Source organism: Hyphomonas sp. L-53-1-40, from assembly GCF_000682775.1.
In the GTDB taxonomy this organism is placed as follows: domain Bacteria; phylum Pseudomonadota; class Alphaproteobacteria; order Caulobacterales; family Hyphomonadaceae; genus Hyphomonas.
Map to the genome: position 1 here is coordinate 411,863 of NZ_AWFI01000012.1, position 20,937 is coordinate 432,799.

At 59.6% G+C, this 20,937-nt stretch carries 20 protein-coding genes and 1 pseudogene; 8 read left to right on the forward strand and 13 right to left on the reverse strand.

The annotated features are described in order from the left end of the window. Window positions 1-3 precede the first annotated feature (3 nt). The 8 genes from dxs to L53_RS07895 all read right to left on the reverse strand — a co-directional run bounded on the left by dxs (window position 4) and on the right by L53_RS07895 (window position 7,512). A complete protein-coding gene (gene dxs / locus L53_RS07860) occupies window positions 4-1,926 on the reverse strand; it encodes a 1-deoxy-D-xylulose-5-phosphate synthase (protein ID WP_034813915.1) in 1,923 nt (640 codons plus the stop codon). Between the two features lie 43 nt (window positions 1,927-1,969). Next, complete coding sequence (locus L53_RS07865) at window positions 1,970-2,866, reverse strand: polyprenyl synthetase family protein (protein ID WP_034813917.1); 897 nt, start codon at window positions 2,864-2,866, stop codon at window positions 1,970-1,972. A 12-nt stretch (window positions 2,867-2,878) separates the two neighbouring features. Then, window positions 2,879-3,124, reverse strand: a complete 246-nt coding sequence (locus tag L53_RS07870) for an exodeoxyribonuclease VII small subunit (protein WP_034813920.1) — start codon at window positions 3,122-3,124, stop codon at window positions 2,879-2,881. A 78-nt stretch (window positions 3,125-3,202) separates the two neighbouring features. Then, window positions 3,203-3,805: a histidine phosphatase family protein gene (locus L53_RS07875; RefSeq protein ID WP_233347658.1), complete on the reverse strand. Its 603-nt coding sequence runs from the start codon at window positions 3,803-3,805 to the stop codon at window positions 3,203-3,205. 126 nt (window positions 3,806-3,931) lie between these two features. Then, window positions 3,932-4,786 (reverse strand): signal peptidase I, encoded by an 855-nt coding sequence (gene lepB / locus L53_RS07880; protein ID WP_084333279.1) that lies wholly within the window; start codon window positions 4,784-4,786, stop codon window positions 3,932-3,934. A gap of 108 nt (window positions 4,787-4,894) precedes the next feature. Further along, a complete protein-coding gene (locus tag L53_RS07885) occupies window positions 4,895-5,959 on the reverse strand; it encodes an MBL fold metallo-hydrolase (RefSeq protein ID WP_034813922.1) in 1,065 nt (354 codons plus the stop codon). A 48-nt stretch (window positions 5,960-6,007) separates the two neighbouring features. Next, window positions 6,008-6,499, reverse strand: a complete 492-nt coding sequence (locus tag L53_RS07890; RefSeq protein WP_156947855.1) for a gluconokinase — start codon at window positions 6,497-6,499, stop codon at window positions 6,008-6,010. Beyond that, window positions 6,496-7,512 (reverse strand): pseudouridine synthase, encoded by a 1,017-nt coding sequence (locus tag L53_RS07895; protein WP_084333237.1) that lies wholly within the window; start codon window positions 7,510-7,512, stop codon window positions 6,496-6,498. Before L53_RS07895 ends, L53_RS07890 begins: the two co-directional genes overlap by 4 nt. Window positions 7,513-7,637: 125 nt before the next feature. Between L53_RS07895 and L53_RS07900 the strand changes: the two genes are divergently transcribed. Beyond that, window positions 7,638-8,813: an MFS transporter gene (locus tag L53_RS07900; RefSeq protein ID WP_034813928.1), complete on the forward strand. Its 1,176-nt coding sequence runs from the start codon at window positions 7,638-7,640 to the stop codon at window positions 8,811-8,813. A 7-nt stretch (window positions 8,814-8,820) separates the two neighbouring features. Here L53_RS07900 and L53_RS07905 read toward each other — a convergent pair whose 3' ends face one another. Beyond that, entirely contained in the window at window positions 8,821-10,593 is a 1,773-nt protein-coding gene (locus tag L53_RS07905) for an acyl-CoA dehydrogenase (protein WP_034813931.1), read from the reverse strand. A 122-nt stretch (window positions 10,594-10,715) separates the two neighbouring features. Between L53_RS07905 and L53_RS07910 the strand changes: the two genes are divergently transcribed. The 6 genes from L53_RS07910 to L53_RS07935 all read left to right on the forward strand — a co-directional run bounded on the left by L53_RS07910 (window position 10,716) and on the right by L53_RS07935 (window position 16,144). Continuing rightward, window positions 10,716-11,438, forward strand: coding sequence for a YceI family protein (locus L53_RS07910; protein ID WP_034813934.1), 723 nt, complete (start codon window positions 10,716-10,718; stop codon window positions 11,436-11,438). Between the two features lie 18 nt (window positions 11,439-11,456). After that, the gene (locus L53_RS07915; RefSeq protein WP_034813936.1) at window positions 11,457-12,656 is read left to right on the forward strand and encodes a cytochrome b/b6 domain-containing protein; all 1,200 of its coding nucleotides are present in this window, start codon (window positions 11,457-11,459) and stop codon (window positions 12,654-12,656) included. A 48-nt stretch (window positions 12,657-12,704) separates the two neighbouring features. Then, entirely contained in the window at window positions 12,705-13,646 is a 942-nt protein-coding gene (locus L53_RS07920) for an L-threonylcarbamoyladenylate synthase (RefSeq protein WP_034813939.1), read from the forward strand. Window positions 13,647-13,694: 48 nt separating this feature from the next. Beyond that, window positions 13,695-15,104, forward strand: coding sequence for an FAD-binding oxidoreductase (locus L53_RS07925; RefSeq protein WP_034813941.1), 1,410 nt, complete (start codon window positions 13,695-13,697; stop codon window positions 15,102-15,104). Between the two features lie 65 nt (window positions 15,105-15,169). Next, window positions 15,170-15,475, forward strand: a complete 306-nt coding sequence (locus L53_RS07930) for a hypothetical protein (protein WP_034813944.1) — start codon at window positions 15,170-15,172, stop codon at window positions 15,473-15,475. Window positions 15,476-15,502: 27 nt separating this feature from the next. Next, entirely contained in the window at window positions 15,503-16,144 is a 642-nt protein-coding gene (locus tag L53_RS07935) for a hypothetical protein (RefSeq protein WP_034813947.1), read from the forward strand. 5 nt (window positions 16,145-16,149) lie between these two features. On the opposite strand, the gene L53_RS07940 is transcribed toward L53_RS07935, so the two are convergent. Continuing rightward, on the reverse strand, window positions 16,150-16,809 hold the full coding sequence (locus L53_RS07940) for an HAD family phosphatase (protein ID WP_233347659.1): 660 nt from the start codon (window positions 16,807-16,809) through the stop codon (window positions 16,150-16,152). 5 nt (window positions 16,810-16,814) lie between these two features. Further along, window positions 16,815-18,702: pseudogene (gene mutL, locus L53_RS07945) on the reverse strand (DNA mismatch repair endonuclease MutL). A 176-nt stretch (window positions 18,703-18,878) separates the two neighbouring features. Between mutL and L53_RS07950 the strand changes: the two are divergent. Beyond that, window positions 18,879-19,430 carry a cytochrome c family protein gene (locus L53_RS07950; RefSeq protein ID WP_034813950.1) on the forward strand — a complete coding sequence of 184 codons (552 nt, stop codon included), beginning with the start codon at window positions 18,879-18,881 and terminating at the stop codon, window positions 19,428-19,430. A 10-nt stretch (window positions 19,431-19,440) separates the two neighbouring features. Here L53_RS07950 and L53_RS07955 read toward each other — a convergent pair whose 3' ends face one another. Further along, entirely contained in the window at window positions 19,441-20,127 is a 687-nt protein-coding gene (locus L53_RS07955) for a hypothetical protein (protein WP_034813951.1), read from the reverse strand. A 130-nt stretch (window positions 20,128-20,257) separates the two neighbouring features. Further along, window positions 20,258-20,752, reverse strand: coding sequence for a MarR family winged helix-turn-helix transcriptional regulator (locus tag L53_RS07960; RefSeq protein WP_233347660.1), 495 nt, complete (start codon window positions 20,750-20,752; stop codon window positions 20,258-20,260). Between the last annotated feature and the right edge of the window lie 185 nt (window positions 20,753-20,937).

The following is a 20,937-nucleotide window of genomic DNA, read 5'->3' on the forward strand; positions in this document are numbered from 1 at the left end:
ATATCAGGCGCGCGCCAGCCGGTTGATCTCGGCAATGTCACCGCGCCCCAGGGCTTCAATCGCCTTGGCGGCAATGTGACGGGCATTAAGGCCAGCCGTTTCATACATCTGGTATGGGCTATCCTGATCCTGGAAGACATCTGGCAGCGTCATCGGGCGGATTTTCAGGCCATTATCGAGCGCGCCTACGCGGGCCAGGTGTTCCAGCACAAAGCTGCCGAAGCCGCCCGTGGCACCTTCTTCCACAGTGATCAGAACCTCATGCTCGCACGCCAAGCGTTCGACGAGTTCGGCATCCAGCGGCTTGGCGAAGCGTGCATCTGCGACTGTGGCGGACAAGCCCTGGGCAGCCAGCATTTCAGCAGCCTTTTCAGCTTCGCCAAGGCGCGTGCCGTAAGACAGGATCGCAATCGTCGTGCCTTCGCGAACGATCCGTCCCTTGCCGATTTCGAGCGGCTTGGGGTTCTCCGAAACCGCCACGCCGGTGCCTTCACCACGCGGATAGCGAAAGGCGGATGGGCCATCATCGATCTGCGCCGAGGTCACGACCATCCGTGCGAGTTCTGCTTCGTCTGCAGCGGCCATGCATATCATGCCCGGCAGCGCACCGAGATATCCAATATCAAAGCTGCCCGCATGCGTTGCGCCATCAGCGCCAACAAGGCCTGCGCGGTCTATGGCAAACCGGACCGGCAATTTCTGGATCGCCACATCATGCACGACTTGGTCGTAGCCGCGCTGAAGGAAGGTAGAATAGATCGCCGCGAACGGTTTCATGCCGTCTGCCGCGAGGCCCGCGGCGAACGTCACCGCATGCTGTTCGGCGATGCCGACATCGAAATGGCGGTCTGGGAATTTCTTTGCAAAGATGTCCGTCGATGTACCTGACGGCATCGCGGCCGTAATGGCGCAGATCTTGTCGTCAGTTTCTCCGAGTTTCGCCAAGGTCTGGCCAAACACCTTCTGGTAATTTGGCGCCTTGGGTTTTGGCTTCGATTGCTCGCCGGTGATTACGGAGAACTTCGAGACGCCGTGATATTTGTCCGCCGAATTTTCGGCCGGCGCATAGCCTTTGCCCTTTTGGGTAACGACGTGGATCAGGATCGGGCCGTCCTTCATCGCTTTCACATTCTCGAGAACCGGGAGAAGCGTATCGAGATCGTGACCATCGATTGGCCCGACATAATAGAATCCGAGTTCCTCGAACAGCGTGCCGCCCATGGCAAAGCCGCGCAAATACTCCTCCGCGCGCCTGGCCGGACTTTCCAGCCCGATGGGCGTGACCACTTTTTTGGCGATCCGGCGCAGACCACGATAGGGCCGCGAAGATACGAGTTTCGACAAGTAGTTACTCATCGCGCCGACCGGAGGCGCAATCGACATGTCATTGTCGTTCAGGATTACGATCAGGCGGGATTTGTCCGCGCCGGCATTGTTCATGGCCTCATAGGCCATGCCAGCAGACATGGATCCGTCGCCAATCACGCAGACAACATGCGTGTCGCTGCCTTGCAGATCGCGCGCCTTCGCAAAGCCATGTCCCGCAGAAATGGAGGTGGATGCGTGCGCAGCGCCGAATGGGTCGTATTCGCTCTCGGCGCGTTTCGTGAAGCCTGACAGGCCGCCCGGCTGTCGCAGTGTGCGCATCTGGTCGCGACGCTCTGTCAGGATTTTGTGCGGATAGCATTGGTGGCCGACATCGAAGATCAGCTTGTCTGCCGGTGTGTCGAAAACGGAATGGATCGCGAGCGTCAACTCGACGACACCCAGCCCCGACCCTAGATGGCCACCTGTGACCGAAACCACATCGATGACTTCGTCGCGCACCTCATCTGCAAGTTGTTTCAATTCCGCCCGCGAGCGGCCTTTAAGGTCGGCAGGAGAATTGATTGCATCCAGCAAACGATTGGGGCGGGCGTCGGTCATTCCAGTTTTAGCTCGATCTTTGAATTGTTATTCTGACCAGACCTTAATGCGTTCTATCGAGCACAAAATCGACTGATTGCAGCAGTATATGGGCCTTTTCGCGGAAAATTGCGAGGTGTTCCTTCGCCTGTGTGGCGAGAATGCGCACCCGCTGGCGTGCGCCCTCAATGCCAAGAATGGTCACAAAATTCGCTTTTCCTGCCGCCTCGTCAGTGCGTAGGGGCTTTCCAGCGCTGTCCTCGCTGCCGGTCGCATCGAGCAAATCATCAGCAATCTGGTAGGCCAAGCCAAGATCATTGGAGAAACCCGCCAGTGCGTTGCGTTCAGCTTCCCGGGCGCGGCCGACAATCGCCGCCGCTTCTGTCGCGTAGGAAATCAGCGCGCCCGTTTTGAGGCGTTGCATGCGTGTGATTGTGTTCAAATCCCGCGGGCTGTCGGATTCCAACATGTCGATCATCTGGCCGCCGACCATGCCGCGCGCGCCGGATGCATCGGCAAGCCGCTCGATCAGCATGGCCCTTACGGATGCATCATCATGGGTCTCGGTTGATGCCAGGATCTTGAAGGCCAATGTCAGCAGCGCGTCTCCGGCCAACACCGCAGTCGCTTCATCAAAAGCCTTGTGAACCGTCGGCTGGCCACGCCGGAAATCATCATCGTCCATGCAGGGAAGGTCATCATGAACGAGTGAATAGCAATGCACGCATTCAAGCGCCGCTGCAGCGCGCAGCAAGGTCTTTTCGGGCGCATCGAACATGGCACCGGTTTCCAGCAGGAAGAAAGGCCGCATACGCTTGCCATTGGCCAGAGCGGCATGGCGCATCGCGCGCATCAGATTGGCTTCCGGGCCACCTGCAGGCGGGATCAGCTGGTCAAGCGCAACGGTAACCCGGTCGGCCACCTCTTTCAGGCGCTGTTCGAACTCTTGGGCCTCGCCCATATCGAGGCCCCTTTAGTCGAAATTGGCGGACTCTGTGGTCGGCCCATTGGCCCCTTGGACGATCTGCTCAACCTTCAGCTCAGCGGATTTCAGACGGGATTCGCAATGCGCTTTCAGCGCCGCGCCGCGTTCATAAATCGCGATGGATTTCTCCAGTTCGACTTCGCCCGCTTCCAGTTGGCGGACGATGATTTCGAGTTCGGCCAACGCCTCCTCGAAGGTAAGCTTGTCGACTGGTTTCTCTTTCGCATCAGCCATTCTTCGGCCTCATCTTCCTTGAAATTTCCGTGACACTAGAGCGGCGATCTGAGGTCCACAACCACTTCCCGACCAGATTTACCGGTATTCGTAGATGCGGTAGCTCCAATAGGCATCGCCGCCATCATACGAACACTTCCATCCAAGCTTCTTCATCTCCGGACGCAGCATTCGATTGAACCAGCCATGGGCCGCCAGATACACCTTGCCCTCACTGGACGCCTCGTCGAGCTTCGACGCAGCGGCGGCGGCACGCTGGCGCGCCTGTTTCACGCTTTCTCCATCCAGCGCATGCCCGTTCAGCCAAGCAGCACGGGCGAGAATATTCCACGTTTTCGGCAGATAACGCACACCCGGCAGAAGTGGCGGGGGCAATGGCGCCTCATTGAATACCGGATCAAACAGCGCCTGCATGTGCGGCGCCGCACGTGCAGCGGTCTGCTGGGCACGCAATCGCGCAGAAGCGAAGACAATATCGGCATCGGCCACCGATTTGACCAGGCCGTCCGGCGGCGTCTGGTCATCGGCCAGAGGGCCAATCTCGTAACGTTCCCACCAGTCGCGATACTGTTTCCAGTTCAGTCGCGGGCCCGCCGTGCGGTCGAGGGCCGGGCGACCGTGACGCGAAATGATGATGGGACCGCGCTTCCGGTCTGTCGATGTCGTGTCTGGCATCGCCATACAAATCATACTCGTTGTTGCTGGCCCCGTGACCATTGTTCCAAAATTGCCCTAACGGGGTTGCCCCCGCCCGGCAAGGCGCGTTTGTACACCTATTCGCTTGTCAGGCTGTGAAATTCGAAGGGCTCAGAGCCCCTTCCAGACACGCTTGCGGCAGGGTTCTTCGTCCTGCAGCTTACATTTGTGGAAGGTGACGAGGACCGTTTCAGCGCGACCAATCATATGATCCATCGGCACAAAACCAATTGATGCTACATCCGCAGGCACGCGCGGCTGACAGCCCGCCCGGTCAATTACGCCTTCGATGGCCGGGCAATGCCCACTTGGAAAGCGACTGTCGAGCGAATTGTCCCGATTATCACCCATCATGAAGACATGCCCTTCCGGCACGATGAACAGGTCGGTATTGTCGCCCCGACCACCTTTTTCCTGCCGGTGAGTGACCCACGTCTTGTCGCCAATCGTTTCCTGCCATTCATGGGCGATATCGATCGCCACGGCATTGTGCGGAACGTAACGGATGGTGCGCAGATATTCGCTCTCAACCGCTTCGCCATTCAGATAGAGCTGCTCGCCAATCAGCTGGATCTGATCGCCGGGCAGGCCAATCAGACGCTTGATCATGACGCGACCCGTATGCGGATGCTCGAACACAACCACATCGCCGCGCTTGGGTGTGCTGGCAAAAACCCGGCCCTCAGGCAACGGAATGAAGCGCCCCATGGAAAACGGCAGCGAGTAACGGTCATAACCATAGGCGAACTTCGCCACGGCGACCCGGTCAGTCACCTGTAGCGTTGGAACCATGCTTTCAGACGGGATCACGCGCTGTTCGTAGGCAAGCCCCGAAAAGAGCAGGAAGACAGGCACAAAAACGGCAAGCGTGGCGCCCCATTCACGAAGCTCCTGTTTAAGCTTGGCGCCAAGGCCTGGCGCCTCGGCGACTTCATCGTTCGCCGCAGTGTTACCATCTGATGCCATGGGGACCTCATCCATCGTCTTCGTGACGTTTGATCTGTTTAGACGAAAGAAGTCCTGATTGCGAAGACGAAAACGCCTCCGCTGCTGCAAAAGCCGGGAATGCCCGCCTTAGCTCAGGCTGTAGAGGTCTATTCCGGTTTCATTCCGCGTCACAGACACATCACCCCGATAGATGAGATAGTTGAGATGCGCCAATGCCTCACCCGTGGCCATGCTGACCTCGTCGTCGGAAATCGCGCGGCCGAACAGCGTGATGAACGTATCCACTGCCTTCATTGGCCCACGCTCCAACCTCTGAAGCAATCTTGAGAGTCCCACATGATGCCCGTCGATCAAGTGCTGCAGCCGTTTGTGGGCTCCGGTAAAGGGCTCATTATGAGCTGGCAGGACAAGCACGTCTTCCGGCAGCCGCTGTTTCAACTTTTCACAGCTTTCGAGCCAGTCGAGCAATGGATTCGCCGCAGGCTCAGTCGGATGGACGGATATGTTGGAAGAGATCCGCGGCAGAATCTGGTCACCTGAGATCAAGATATTGAGATCGCGACTATAAAGACATGCATGCTCGGGCGAATGCCCACTGCCGGTGATGACTTCCCATTCCTGACAGCCCATTTCGAATGTATCGCCGTCAACAAGGCGGCGGTAGGAATCCGGTAATGGCATGACACCTTTTCCGAACCCGCCGAACTTCTCCTTGTACTGGTCCAGCTGGGCCTTGTTCCAGCCGGCACGCAAATAGAAGTCCAAACCAGCCTTTGGCGCACTGCGCCCGGTGTCAGATACCAGCATCCGGCACGTTGTATATTCCAGACGAGTCATCCACAGCTCAGCGCCCCATTTGTGACAGAGCCATCCAGCCGTCCCGATATGATCGGGGTGCATGTGGGTGACGATAACCCGCTTGAGAGGCTTCTGCTCACTGACCCGATCAGCCAACAATTTCCGCCAGACGTCACGCGTCTCATCATACGGAATCCCGGTGTCAACAATGGTCCAGCTATCGCCATCGTCGATCAGCCAGACATTGATGAATTTGAGAGAGAAATGCAGAGGCATCGCCAGCCAGAACAGGCCGGGCGCTATCTCCCTGATTTCGCCGGGAGCGGGCGCCGATTGTCCATGCGGATAATCAAGGCGCGGCCGTGTCGGCTTGCTGATTTCTGTACCATCCATGTCAGGAGGATACGCAGCTTCTTGCGTCCGTCGAGCCGTACCGCAAGGTCATGCCACAGCAAGACGCGTGCGAATGTCCTCAACCAGAGCGATTGGAGCTGCCATACCGTCGACCCGGATAACGTCTTCCGGCGGAACCAGCGCGGCCAGTTGGCTGTCGAGCAGGGAGACCGGCATGAAATGGTCGGCGCGCGAGGAAATCCGCTGCGCAAGCTCATCTTTGGGCACGTCCAGCAGGACGAACAGGCATATCCGGCCGCTCTGCTCGCGCAGGCCTGTCTGGACAAAGGGCGTAAGCGCCGAACAGGCCAGGACCACCCGGTCCTCCGGCATGTCGGTCAGGGTTTTGCACAGGCTGCGCACCCAGTCGGCGCGATCTGCATCGGTCAGGGATGTGCCGGAGGCCATCTTCTCCTTGTTGGCGGCGGAGTGGTAGTCATCCGCTTCCACAAACGGCCAACCCTCGGCCTTGGAGAGGGCTTCGGCAATGGACGATTTTCCACTGCCCGCCACGCCCATGATGATCACCAGGTCCCTCACTTGATGGGTGTTCGCTTGCGAGGCTTGAGCTTGGTGCGCTTGAACTTCTCGCCTTTCAGCGGGGAGACCGTTTTCTCTCCAGAGGCCGGTCCCGGCTTCCCGCCTGAGCGGGGGGCGGTCCTGTCAGGGCGCCGGTCTGGCTTGCCTGACCGTTCGGGACGTTCAGCCCGCGCGGGACGATCCGGACGCCCACTCCGTTCTGCCCGATCTGAGCGCTCTGGCCGCTCCGGTCGCGGCTTGCGGGGACGGGGCATGTCACCTCTCAGCAAGGCTTCGCGTTCACGGCCACTGATCGGACGCCACTTGCCTTCCGGCAAACCTGCAAGCTCCAGCGGCCCAACACGCACACGCATCAGGTCCACAACATGCAGCTCTACCAGTTGGCACATACGCCGGATCTGGCGGTTGCGGCCTTCGTTCAGGATAAATTTCAACTCCTGCTGTTTCACTTGCTCGACGATGGCAGGTTTCAGCTGGCGACCATCCAGCTCGAGACCATGACGCAACTTGCCCAGCTTTTCGGGCGTAACATCGCCCTTCACCTTGACCAGGTATTCCTTGTCGAGCTGGCTCTCCGGCCCAATCACGGCCTTTGCCAACACGCCGTCTTCGGACAAGATCAACAAGCCGCGGGAATCCTTGTCGAGCCGACCGAGGGGCGCAAGCTTGTTGTAGCGCCCCGGAATAGCGTGACTTTTTCCTGAAAGACTATCGCCTGAGATGAGCCGCACAGCGGGAATTTCATCACCCTCCGGCGTGCCCGAAACAATACCGATCGGTTTGTGGAACAGGATGGAAAGTTGGTTATCGAGCCGACGTGCAGCCTTCTGCGCCAGATCCAACGTCTGACCGGTCTCGATCTTCTGGCCGGAGACCGCTTTCTCGCCGTCGACCTTCACCAGGCCCTGCTCAATCAGGGAGTCCGCCTCGCGCCGCGAGCAAACGCCTTCCAGCGCCAGCCATTTGTTGATCCGCAAGGGCTCGTCGCCGGAATAGGTTTTGGTCCAGGCCATGGCGTGTCGCGCCTCCGTGCAATGTTGCGGCCCGTCATATCGGCGCGCGCCGCCCCCCGCAACATTCAGTCGACATTGTGGGGCATTTCCGGCATAGGCGCAGCCCCAACGGAGATGATTGAATAATGACGGACCGCCGCACTGCAGCGCCCCTGCTCGCCTTTGGCCTGTTAGTCCTCGGGACCATTCTCGGCCTTGCCGGGACAGATTTGGTCCTGCCTGCCGTTCCGTCCTTGCCGGAAACCTTGGGGGGCTCGCAGGCGATGGCGCAGCTGGTGCTGGCCGCCTTCGTGGCAGGTGGTTGTATGGGTCTGCTGGCCTTCGGTGAACTCGGCGCACGGATCGACCAGCGTAACTTGTTGGTCATCTCGCTTGCGGCCTATGCGCTGGTTTCGTTCGCCTGCATGGCCGCGCCGTCCCTGTCCGTCTTGGTTGGCCTGCGGTTCTTGCAAGGTCTGACCGGATCTGCCGCAGCTGTGTTTGCTCCAGGCATGATCCGCGCCATGTTTTCCGAGGAGAAAGCCGTTGGCGCACTTGGCTTCATGGCGAGCATAGAATCCTTGATCCCTGCCCTTGCCCCTGTGCTCGGCGTCTGGCTGCTGATGGCATTCGGCTGGAAAAGTTCCTTTCTTGCCCTGGGTATCTTGAGCCTAGGCGTTGCGGCGCTCGTCGCCATACTGCGTCATCGCCTGCCCGCGCCGCCGTCGACGCGGGCGCCGGGCAGCTATCTGCGCCACGTGATCAATCCGGTCTTCCTGCGCTATGCCCTGAGTCAGGCCTTCACACTCGCCGGACTGCTTATCTTTGTGTTCGGCGCACCGGCCATGATCACCAAGGGTCTTGGCGGCGCCCTGGGCGACTTCATCATCATGCAGGTTACAGGGATTGCGTTCTTCATTGCAGGATCGAACTTTGCCGGCAAGCTATCCGCACGGTTCGAACCTGAACCGATGATCCTGTTCGGATCGGCTATGTCCGCCGCAGGCTTGGCTGGTATCCTGATTTACGCACTGGCGGGTGGCACAGCACCACTCATGCTCGCCGCCCTGTTCGTGCCGGTCAATCTCGGCCTCGGTTTTCGTGGACCTCCCGGTTTCTATCGCGCGGTCGTCGCTGCGCGCGGAGATGATGCGCGCGGGTCGGCGCTCGTCCTCGTTGCCATCCTTTCCACGACTGCTGCCGGCACGGCGATCGCCGCGCCGTTCGTCACATTTGGCATGGTACCACTCGCTGTGATCGGGACAGCAGTCTCCTGCGCCTCGGTCCTGTGCTTAATCGCCTTGCCAAAGCTCAGCACCTGAGCCGAAATCACGCGATACCGAACAGAGCTTCGCTATTGTCGAGGAAAGGGGAGCCGCCTTCGGTGATGCCGGAGACACGGCCCGGCGCGGTTGCCAGAACAGTCTCGGAAAAGAAGCCCGCAAGTGCCAGTTGGCGTGCCCGGAAGCTGCCTTCCTCACCGCGTGCAGCAACAGCTGCCCGCGTCAGGAAGTGCCCGCCAATCACGTCTCCCGCCAGCGCGAGATAGGCCGTCGCGCCCGCAAGTGCCTTGTCCTGGTCGCGATCCTTCATCGCTTCCAGCATCCAGTCACTGGCCTCGCGCAGGGCTTCGGCGCCCGCGCGCAGGCGGTCTGCAATCTGCACAAGCTGTGGGTCATTGGTCGCGCGGGCATCTGCCGCCGTTGCCTCGACCTCACCCAACATCACTCGCATGGACTCACCATTCGTACCGGTCAGTTTACGCCCGACAAGGTCGATGGCCTGAATGCCATTCGTGCCTTCATAGATCGGGGCAATCCGGGAGTCGCGATAAAGTTGGCCTGCGAGTGTCTCGCCCATAAAGCCCATGCCGCCATGTATTTGCACACCAAGGCTCGCCACATCGACGCCCATATCCGTGCACCATGCCTTGGCAATTGGCGTCAGCAGGTCTTCCCGCATCTTTGCAGCTGCGCGTGTGGTTTCATCCGGGGACGCCTCGGCGAGGTCTGCGGCGACCCCACAGGCATAACAGATCGCGCGCGCCGCAGCAACGCGGGCGCGCATGGTCGTCAGGGTACGGCGCACATCCGCATGATGCAGGATCGGAGCGGGCCCTTCAACGCCCGGCGCCTTGCCTTGCTTGCGCTCCTGCGCATATTCGAGTGCCGTCTGGTAGGCCGCCTCGCCTACCGCCACGCCCTCTAGCCCGACGTTGAGGCGTGCGGAATTCATCATGGTGAACATACAGGCCAAGCCCTTGTTCTCCTGACCGATCAGCCATCCGGTCGCGCCATCATATTCCATCACACAGGTCGGCGAGGCGTGGATGCCCATCTTCTTTTCCAGACCGATACATTTGACGGCATTGCGTGCGCCGAGGCTACCATCCGCTTCAACCATAAACTTCGGCACGATGAAGAGAGAGATGCCGCGCGAACCTGCAGGCGCATCCGGCAAGCGCGCCAGGACCAGGTGTATGATGTTCTCGGCGACATCATGGTCGCCCCATGTGATGAATATCTTCTGCCCACTGATGGCGTAGCTGCCATCTTCCCTCGGCACGGCTCTTGTCTTGAGCGCGCCAACATCCGAACCGGCCTGCGGCTCCGTCAAATTCATGGTGCCGGTCCAATTGCCGGCCACGAGGTTGGGAAGATACATCTGCTTCTGGTCATCTGTGCCGTGTGCCAGCAGGGCCTCAACTGCGCCGAAGCTGAGCATGGGGCAGAGCCCGAACGACATGTTGGCCGCGTGGAACATCTCCATGACCGCCAAGGCGAGCGCCTTCGGCAGGCCTTGCCCGCCCCATTCCTCTGGCGCCGACAGGCCCATCCATCCACCCTCCCGGAATTGGGCGTAGGCATCAGCAAATCCCGGCGCGGCCTTCACCCCATCCTCGGTCAGTACGGCACCGTGCGCGTCGCCAGATGCATTGAGCGGCGCCAATACATCACGTGCCAGCTTGTTGGCTTCTTCCAGGATCGGCGTGATCAACTCGGGATCATAGTTACTGAATGCCTCCAACCCTTCCAATCGGGACAGACCCGCAACGGACTGGAGCGCGAACGCCATATCGTTGAGCGGAGCGTCGTAGGCCATGTATTTCTCCCAGAATCCGAATAGGTTATATCCCGAAGAGCATTTAGCGCGGGGATGGTGCCACGCCAACTGCGCCCTATAATCACCATGACCGAACCAATAGACGTCCAGGAGACACGAATATGCGCAAAATCCTACTTTCCGCTTCTGTCCTCGCGCTCGCCGCCTGCGGCGCCGCCGAGACCACTGCCCCTGCAGCAGAGGCCCAAACGCCGGCAACTGAGACAAGTGAAACGGCTGCTCCGGCTGCAGAAGAGACCGCACCTGCTCCGGAAATGGCTCCGGCCGGCACGTACGTGCTTGATCCCACCCATGCGTCGCTTGTCTGGACGGTGAATCATTTCGGCCTGTCCAACTACACAGCCCGCTTCACCAAGATGGATGCCACGCTGGAGTTCAATCCTGATGACGCGTCTGCCACATCGCTGACCGTCACGGTCGACCCGACATCGGTCGAAACAGATTATCCGGGCGATTTCAAAGCGACCCATGCCGATTCGCCTTACGACACGTTCGATGAAGAAATCGCGCAGGATCCAACCTATTTCAACGCAGGCGAATACCCCGAGATCACCTTCACCTCGACAGAAATCACAACAACCGGCCCGACCACCGGCACTGTCACAGGCGATCTGACCTTCCTTGGCGTGACCAAGCCAGTGACGCTGGATGTTACTTACAACGGCACCGCGACCTTCCCGTGGGCCCCGGAACAGCCAAAAATCGGCTTCTCCGCCACCGGTTCGTTCAATCGTTCCGAATTTGGCCTGTCGAAAATGGTGCCAAACCTGGGTGACACGATCCACCTGACCATCGAGGCGGAATTCGCCAAAGCTGCCGAATAAGACAGGTACATCCTCCACATGAAGACTGAAACGTCTCGTTACACGATCGTCGCCATCACCCTTCACTGGGTGATGGCAGCCCTTCTACTGTTCATGATCTGGCTCGGCTGGAACATGGACGATAACGAAGTACGCTTTCAGCTTCACAAATCGATTGGGATCCTGCTCCTGTTCCTCAGCTTGGTCCGGGTGATCTGGCGCGTCATGAATCCGCCACCGCCACTCCCGGAAGAGATGCCAGCCCATGAAAAGCTGGCGTCTCATCTCGTCCACATGGCATTCTATGGACTGATGGTCATTTTGCCTTTGGCCGGATGGCTGCTTGTCTCCACCTCCAAGTTCAAGGTGCCGACCGTCTTGTTTGAGACGGTCAGCTGGCCCCACTTGCCCGCGCCGGATTTCCTGCGCGGAGATATTGCGCACGTCATCATCGAGAACATCCATTCCAAAGGTGCTTGGGTCCTGATCATCCTGCTAGGCCTGCATGTGGCCGGCGCGGTGAAACATGAATTCGCTGCTGAAGACGGAGTATTGAAAAAGATGTTGCCTGGCTTGTTCGGAAAGCCTGCGACACCCCCCACCGCACGAGGATATGTCCGCGCCTTCGGAACGGCGATCATTGCCTTTGCCCTCATCGCGATCATACCGATTGCGGGCTCAGGTCAGTCCAGCAGCGCCACACCGCAAACTGACGAGGCCATCGCACCCGCAGACGAAGCCATCGACGCGAATTGGGATGTCGATTACGACACTTCCGAAATTCGGTTCACAGGTATGTATGATGGAGCTGAATTCAGCGGCACCTTTGACGATTGGTCAGCAGATGTGGAATTCCATCCAGAAGCGCTCGATGAGTCTCGTGTGCTCGTAACGGTCCGGACAGCTACTGCCGATGCCGGCAAGAAGCTCTACAATGACAGCCTGAAGGGCCCGGAATGGTTCGACACGACCACCTATCCTGACGCCAAGATCAGCCTGAGCAATTTCAGCAAAACGGACACCGGCTACAATGCGGACGCTGCAATATCGCTGAAGTCCGAGTTGGTAACGGTACCGCTCGACTTCTCACTTGAAATCGATGGCGACACCGCGATGCTGGCTGGAAAAGCGGTTATGAGTCGCAAGGCCTTCAATCTCGGCCAAGACTCTGATCCCTCTGGAAGCTGGGTTGGCGATGAAATCACAATCTCCGTAACGGGAACCGCCACGCGCAAATAATGCACGGGTGGCTTCCGGGGCCGCGACGCGAATGCTAAGCCCGCGCGCATGACTGCCATCGCTCCCATCGAATCCAGCACGCTTCAGCTGGCTGCCAGCTTCCTGCGCAAGGGCGGGCTGGTCGCCATGCCGACCGAGACCGTATATGGTCTCGCCTGCGATGCATCAAACCCTGACGCGGTGGCACGACTATACGCAGCCAAGGGGCGTCCCAGCTTCAACCCCCTGATCGCGCATGTTGCTTCACTGGAAATGGCGCAAGCCGAAGCCGTGTTTTGCGACGCAGCGTTCACACTCGCACAGGCGTTCTGGCCGGGCCCACTTACCTTGGTCTTGCCGGTGGCGTCGACGGGGACGGTTTGCGACCTGGCGCGGTCCGGCCTGGATTCAATCGCCATCCGCATGCCAGCCCATCCCGGCGCGCGCAGCCTGATCGCGGGCTTCGGTCGTCCGGTTGTCGCACCGTCGGCCAACCGGTCCGGTCATATCAGCCCGACGCTGGCCGAACACGTCAAAGCCGATCTCGACGGCAAGGTCGACCTGATCCTCGACGGTGGGCCGTGCACGCAAGGCATCGAATCCACCATTGTCTCATTGGTCGGTGACCAGCCAACACTCCTGCGCGCCGGCACAGTCGAGACCTCCGCCCTCGAAGCGGTTCTGGGCACGTCACTCGCGCGCGCCGGCGAAGACGATAGCATTGCCGCCCCCGGCCAGCTGAAAAGCCACTATGCACCGAATGCCCGCTTACGTCTCAATGCGAGCGCCCCCGAAGCAGGGGAGGCCTGGCTAGGCTTCGGCCCGGATGGGGCAAATGGGCTCAACCTCTCACCAGCTGGCAACGTGACCGAAGCTGCTGCAAACCTGTTCGCCATGCTGAGGCAACTGGATGCAGAGGCCGACCGCATCGCTGTCGCGCACATTCCGAATGAGGGTCTTGGCGAAGCCATCAATGATCGCCTCGCTCGGGCCGCGCACCGAGATGAATGATGGAAGCAACAAACTCGAAATCGCGCAGGGAATGAGTAGGTTTACCCAATGACAGAGCTTAGCCCGGACTTCCTGACCGCCGCCCAAAACCTGCTCGGCCCGAAAGGGTGGAGCATGGCAGCGGAGGAACTCGCCAAAGTGTCGTCACCCTGGCGCGGCACCTACAAGGGCGAGACGCCTTTCCTCGCAAAGCCCGCCACAACGGAAGAGACCGCTGCACTGGTGCGACTTTGCAATGAATATGGCGTCGCGATCACACCTCAGGGCGGCAATACCGGCCTGGTTGATGCGGGCACGCCGCATGGCGAAATCTGTGTGTCGATGCAACGGATGAATGCGGTACGTGCACTCGATGCGTTCAACAATTCGCTCGTGATCGAGGCTGGCGCCCCCCTTGTCGTGGCGCAGCAAGCGGCCGACGACGCCCAGCGCTTGTTCCCGCTTTCACTCGGCTCGGAAGGCACCGCCACGATTGGCGGCCTGATTTCGACCAATGCTGGCGGGGTCGCGGTGCTGCGCTATGGCATGATGCGCGACCTGATCCTTGGCCTCGAAGTCGTGCTGCCGAATGGAGATATCTGGAACGGCCTGTCGGGCCTGCGCAAGAACAATACGGGCTACGATCTGAAACACTTGTTTGCTGGCGCAGAAGGTACGCTCGGTATCATCACGGCTGCGACCCTGAAACTGTTTCCCAAGGTTCAGCGCGCGAGCGCTTGGGTCACCTGCACAACAGCAAGCGACGTCGTGAAACTGCTCGCAATGGTTCGCGACCATGCCGGCGATACGGTAACAAGTTTCGAGATCATCCCTGCGAATGCCCTCGCCATGGTACAGGCAGACGTGCCGGACACACGCGACCCGCTTCCATCTGATTTGCCTTGGCGCGTGCTGATCGAAATTTCCATGTCCCGCGCCGAACATGCCCGCGACGTTCTGGAAGGCGCACTCGCCGCAGCATATGAGAGCGAACTTGTGCAGGATGCCGTCATTGCCGAAAGCGTCGCGCAAGCCGAAAGCTTCTGGCATATCCGAGAGACAATCCCGCTGTCGAAACGAGCATATGGCACCGCGCTGAACCAGGACATCTCCGTACCGGTTAGCCGCATTCCCGAATTTATCGATGCTTGCAACGCTTCGGTTCTGGAAAAAGTGCCTTCAGCGGAGTTCGTGATCTTCGGTCATGTCGGCGATGGCAATCTCCATTATTCTGTTTGCGAGCCAGCCAGCGCAGAGCGTCCAGTTCTACGTGGTCAGGATGAAGCAATCTTTCGTATCATCTATGATCAGGTCATGAGCTTCGACGGATCCATTAGCGCCGAACACGGTGTTGGGCGGCTGAAACGTGATGAACTGGAACGCATTCGTCCGAAGGCAGCCACCGAAATGATGCGTGCCATCAAACATGCGCTAGACCCAAACAAGATCATGAACCCCGGTCGCGTCATCAATTCCTGATCGGGTTCCCAGTTGCCTTCCCGCCCGATCGCTGTAGCGTCCACAGACCAACGCGGGAGACATAAATGCGTACACACCTTGCCGCCATCGCGCTCATCACGCCGCTGATCGCCTGTGAGCCTACGCCTCCAATCGTAGGCGGACCGTGCAGCTATGAAACCACAATCATCTCGGCAACGGTGACCGAAGTCGATGAAGACGGCGCTTTGTTCGATGGGCCCGAGGGAGAATTGTGGGTCCCGGCCTCCTACTTGGGCACGCTGCCGGAAGTCGGAGAGACACTGACGCTGAAACGCGATCAGATCACCGAGGGCACATGCACGCCGGAAATGTACGAAGTGGTCGCAGCCGATGTCAGCGACGAGGACTAGCGTCCCGAGCGGCGACTGGAAACGACCATGAGACGGCCGTCCAGCGTCGATGCACTTGCGGAGTTTGGACGTGCGCGCTTGTCGCGCTCTTTCTTCATGCGCGACTTCCTGTATTCGGATATCGCCGCGCTTCACGGCCTCTCGAACGTTCCCGATGATCCGGACCTTGCCATTACCGCCGGCACGAAGCTCTGCACGGAATTGCTGGAACCCTTGCAGGACGTTTTCGGGCGCATCGCCATCAGGTCCGCCTATCGCTCTGCTGAAGTGAATGGATTTGGCAACCAGATGCAGCGGGACAAGAAGAAGGGCTACAATTGCGCCTCGAACGAAAGCAATTACGGCCATCATATCTGGGACCGGCGGGATGCCGAAGGAAACATGGGTGCAACCGCCTGCGTCGTCATTCCAGCCTTCTACGATGCTTTCCACGCAGAAGGGGACTGGCAGAAACTGGCCTGGTGGATCCACGACCATTTGCCTTATTCAACGCTATACTTCTTCCCGAAACTCTGGGCCGTGAACATTCAGTGGCGCGAAAATCCGGTTCGCCAGATCGACAGCTATACCCCGCCGCGTGGTCGGCTGACAGATGAGAGTAAGCCGAATTTTCACGGCTCTCACGAAGCGGAGTGGGCATCCCTGCGTGACGTTTTCCCGAAAGCCTGAAAGGGTCAGCTGGCAAGCGCTGCAGATATCTCCGCATGCGACGCAAACACATCCTGCGCGCCCGCCGCCCTGAGCCGGTCGCCAAGCCCCGCATCGGCATGACCACCGCCCGTAAAGCCCCACGCTGTCATCCCGGCGGCGCGCGCGGCTGTCACACCATTCACGCTGTCTTCGAGTACGACACATTTGTCGGGCCGGGCACTGATCTGTTCGGCTGCGTGCAGAAACAGATCAGGCGCAGGCTTTCCATTGGTCACGAGGTCTGAGGAATATATGTGCGGCGCAAAGTTATCGTACAGTCCAGTGAGATGAAGTTTACGGACGAGCTTCTCCGCCTCGGACGACGATGCCACTGCCTGCGCACCAGAGAACGCGGCCGATACTTCCAGCACACCTTCAATCGCGCGCAGATCCGTTTCGAAGCGTTGCCAGATGCGCGCCTGCAACTGGTCGGCAAAATCCGGAGGCAAGGGGCGTCCACGCTCAATGGCATCCGCCGCGAGAGCCGCATGGAAGTCCCGATTGTGCAGGCCGACAAAACGCGAAACGAAAATCTCGAACGGATATTCGAGCCCCCAACCAGAAAGCATTTCCCGTTCAGTGGCGATGGAGATTGTTTCGGAGTCGACCAACACCCCATCGCAATCAAAGATCAAGGCGTCCACAGAGCCTATCCCCGCCGCCCGAACAGGCGTTCGATGTCGGCGAGCTTGAGCTCCACATAGGTCGGCCGCCCATGATTGCACTGGCCGGAATGTGGCGTCGCTTCCATCTGGCGGAGCAGCGCATTCATCTCCTCGCCATTCAGTCGTCGTCCGGCTCGCACTGAACCGCGGCACGCCATGTTCCCCATGACTTCCTCGAACCGCTCCTTGAGCGCGAGGCCCGCATCATATTCGGCGAAGTCATCGGCGAGATCACGGATCAAGCCCATTGCGTCCATTTCCCCGAACAGGGCGGGGGTGGCCCGTACACAAATCGCGCCTGCGCCGAAAGGTTCGATTTCCAGGCCCAGTTCAGCCAACTCGTCGGCGCGCTCGAGCACGCGGGTCGCCTCGTCCTCAGTAAGCTCCACCACATCCGGGATCAGCAGCGCCTGACGCCTTACCCCGCCCGCAGCCATTTGGCGTTTCATGTCTTCGTAGACCAGCCGCTCATGAGCGGCATGCTGATCCACGATAACGATGCCATCCGCTGTCTGCGCAACGACATAGGTTTCGTGCAACTGAGCGCGGGCGACGCCGAGTGGAAAGTCAGAAGGCATACCTTGCGCGGGCACGGCTTCCGGCTCCACCCGTGCGGACGGAGCGGCATCATGTCGATAGGCAGGCGGCGGTGCTTCGTGCAGCCCCGCCATCACATCGCCAGAGGGCGGAAGAGGCTGGTCGAAATCAATACCCGATGGCTGGCGATAATAGGACGAGGGTGAAGCCTGCCGCTCTGGCGCAGATGGCAACGACCAGAGATTGGCCGATGTTGCCTCTTCAATCCGAACCTTGCCGAGCGCAGAATTCGCGACCGTGGTCGACGCTCTGTGCCCCGCAGCGGCGAGCGCGTGACGCAGTGCACCGATCATCAAACCTCTTACATTCCCCGCATCGCGGAACCGCACCTCGGTCTTGGCGGGGTGCACGTTCACATCGACATATTCCGGATCAAGATCAACAAACAGCGCCGCCAGCGGATGCCGGTCGCGCGCCAGGAAATCCTGATAGGCCGCACGGATTACGCCGTTCAGCATACGGTCCTTTACCGGTCGGTCATTCACGAAGAGGAACTGCATCTGGGCGTTGCCGCGATTGAGCGTCGGCAGGCCGGCAAAGCCAGCAAGGCGAACACCTTCGCGCTCGGCATCAATCTCCAGCGCGTTCTCACGGAAATCACGTCCCATGATTGCGCCGAGCCGAGCCAGTTGGCCGGAGGCGCCTTCGACTTCAGCGGCATAGCGCAGCGAGTTCCGGCCATTATTTTCCAGCGAGAAAGCAACATGCGGATTGGCCATGGCGAGACGCTTGATCGTGTCAGTCACAGCCATGCTTTCGGCGCGCTCGCCTTTCATGAACTTCAACCGGGCGGGAGTCGCATAGAACAGGTCGCGCACTTCGATGCGCGTGCCAGTCTCGCCGCGCCCGGTAAACGCCGCCGGGCGAGGGCCTTCCATCCGTCCCGCCTCAACAAAGACTTCGGCTGCGTCTTCGCCGGTCGCGCGGGATGAAATGCTGCAGCGGCTGACCGAGGCAATCGACGGCAACGCTTCACCCCGGAAGCCCATCGTGTGGATGTTCAGCAAATCCACCCGCCCGCCGGCATCCGGCACGAGTTTGGAGGTTGCATGGCGTTCCAGCGCGACGAGCAGATCGTCGGCAGACATGCCACAGCCATCATCTTCGATGATGATCCGTTTCAGGCCCCCCGCTTCGATGGAGACAGAAATACGGCGAGCGCCAGCGTCCAGAGCATTCTCGACCAATTCCTTGACGGCGGCCCGCCGCGATCCGGTTCACGACATCAGGTGGCAGCTTGCGAATCTCGGGGCGAGGGCGGACGGAATCAGGCATCTGGTTACAATACCCCGGCTGACGCGCTTTGTCCCCGCCTGCCCGCACGGTTTCAACAGGGACCAGCCAAGGCGGGTATGTCCGGCTCGCGCCCGGCGTCCAGTTGACGCAGGCCGGTTGCCTTCCGTGCGGTTACCCCACAAAGTGCGCCGGAACATTCCGGAGCCTGAAATTCCATGAAGTTGACTTCTTCCCTCGCCGTCGCCGCAATAGTGTTGCTCACCGCTTGTGGCGGCTCCGATGCGCCCGAAACTGATACCCCGGCCGCAGAAGCACCTCCGGCGAAGGCCCCGGCAGAAGCGGCGCCCGCCGCTGCCCCCGCTGAAGCGGCGGTTGATGCGGTATCACCGTTCGCGGCCCTGCCCGCCCCGTACAATACCGCCGATTATGCGCGCGGTCGCCGCACCTGGAAGCTCTGCCAATCCTGCCACATTACGGCGGAAGGCGGCGGCAACCTCGTTGGGCCGAACCTGCATGGGCTGTTCGGTCGTGAGGCCGGCACACTGGAGGGCTTTGCCTATTCCCCTGCCCTGCAAAAAGCCGACTTCATCTGGACGCCCGACAAGGTCGATCACTGGCTGGAGAACCCGCGCACTTTCCTGCCTGGCAACCGCATGACGTTTGCGGGCGTACGCAAACCAGACGACCGCCTGGCGGTTGTCGCCTATCTGATGAGTGAGACCGGCTTCGCCGCCGAAGCTACCCCGGAAGACGCCCCTGCGGAATAGACTCGTGTGATTAATGCCGGAGGATAAGGGCGAGCAGCACAGCATGCTCGTCAAACTCTCCGGCAAATTCCTCTCGATAACCGACCGCCACATCGGCCCAACCGAAATGGTAGCCAAGCTTGGTTTCGTACTTGTTTGAGTCCGCCGTTTCGTTGCCGCGCTCGACCCAAAGCTGCTGGCTTATAAAGAAGTCCTGCCAGATATCGACGCCATAGCCGAACTCGGCACGCTGGCGGACACAGCCATCTTCATGACGGATCACCGCGGCATCTGCGAAGACATAGAAATTGCGACCACCCCGCAGGCCGGACAGGCCGCCGCTGAGGCGGGCTTCGGCGCCCCACTCGTCGCACCCGAATACGCCGGCCAGCGAACTGCCATGAACCAGGCCGCCCTCAACCCCTATGGCCCAACCCTTGTGGGTGACCAGTTGCCGGCGCAACGTGGCACGCCAGAACTCCTTGTTAAACTGGCTGCCGACCTCATAGGCCACCGCCTCTGATTTTGCGGTAACCGTCCAATTCGGTGCGAAGCCATACTCGCCGTAGAGCGAAACCCGGTTTCCACGGACGCCTTCCAGTTCCTCTTCAGTGCCGACGGCCTCGGCATACCAACCTTCATGCGGTTGGGACCAAGGCCCTGCCGAAGCGGGTACGGCCCATGCCAGCCCGAGAAAAAGAACCCCAAATCCCCTCATCACAGATGAAACCTAGTGAAGAAATCTGGGGTTGAAAACCATTTTCTGTCTCGCGCGGAATCCATGAAAATGAAAAAGCCCCCGCCAAATTGGCGAGGGCTTTTTTTAGTCGTCCATGTAATCCGCGCGCTTAGAGGCGGAACCGGATCTGGTCGGACCAGAAGCGCTCAAGGCGCGAGATGGTCTTGTTCAGTTGCGACAGGTCATCCGGACGCACGCTGGCCGTTGGCTCAAGCGCGCCGGCCTGCTTCTCGAAGAGGGCCTCGACCCGTTTGCGAACCTTCAGACCGCGCTCGGTCAGGCTGAGCGTGACGGTGCGCTTGTCATCTTCGGAGCGGGTCTGGATCAGATAGCCGCCTTCCTGGAGTTTCTTGACGTTGTAGGAGAGGCTGGTGCCAGCAAAGGCGCCACGAGCCCGAAGAACAGATGCGGGGGCTTCGCCTTCGCCAATTTCATAAAGCAACAATGCCTGAACGCCGGTCAGCGAACGCTCACCGCCGCGCTCCAGATCGTCCTTCACAACATCATGAAGACGACGGTGCGCCTGCTCAAGCAAAGACAAAGACTTCAGGAAAGACTCGCCCAACGAATTGTTCGCAGTATCCTGCGCTTCTGCAATCATCATTTTCATCACCACTCAACTATTCACTCAACTTTTGTTGTAGTTTGAGTAGAAATACACGAGCAATCCTAATGAATTAATAAGCATGCCCTTTTCTCAAGATTAGAAGGTTAATATCCACGCGAATACATTAACCGTTACTATTACGTAACGATTTGGGCCTGTCAGGTTTGGATATCATGAAAGTA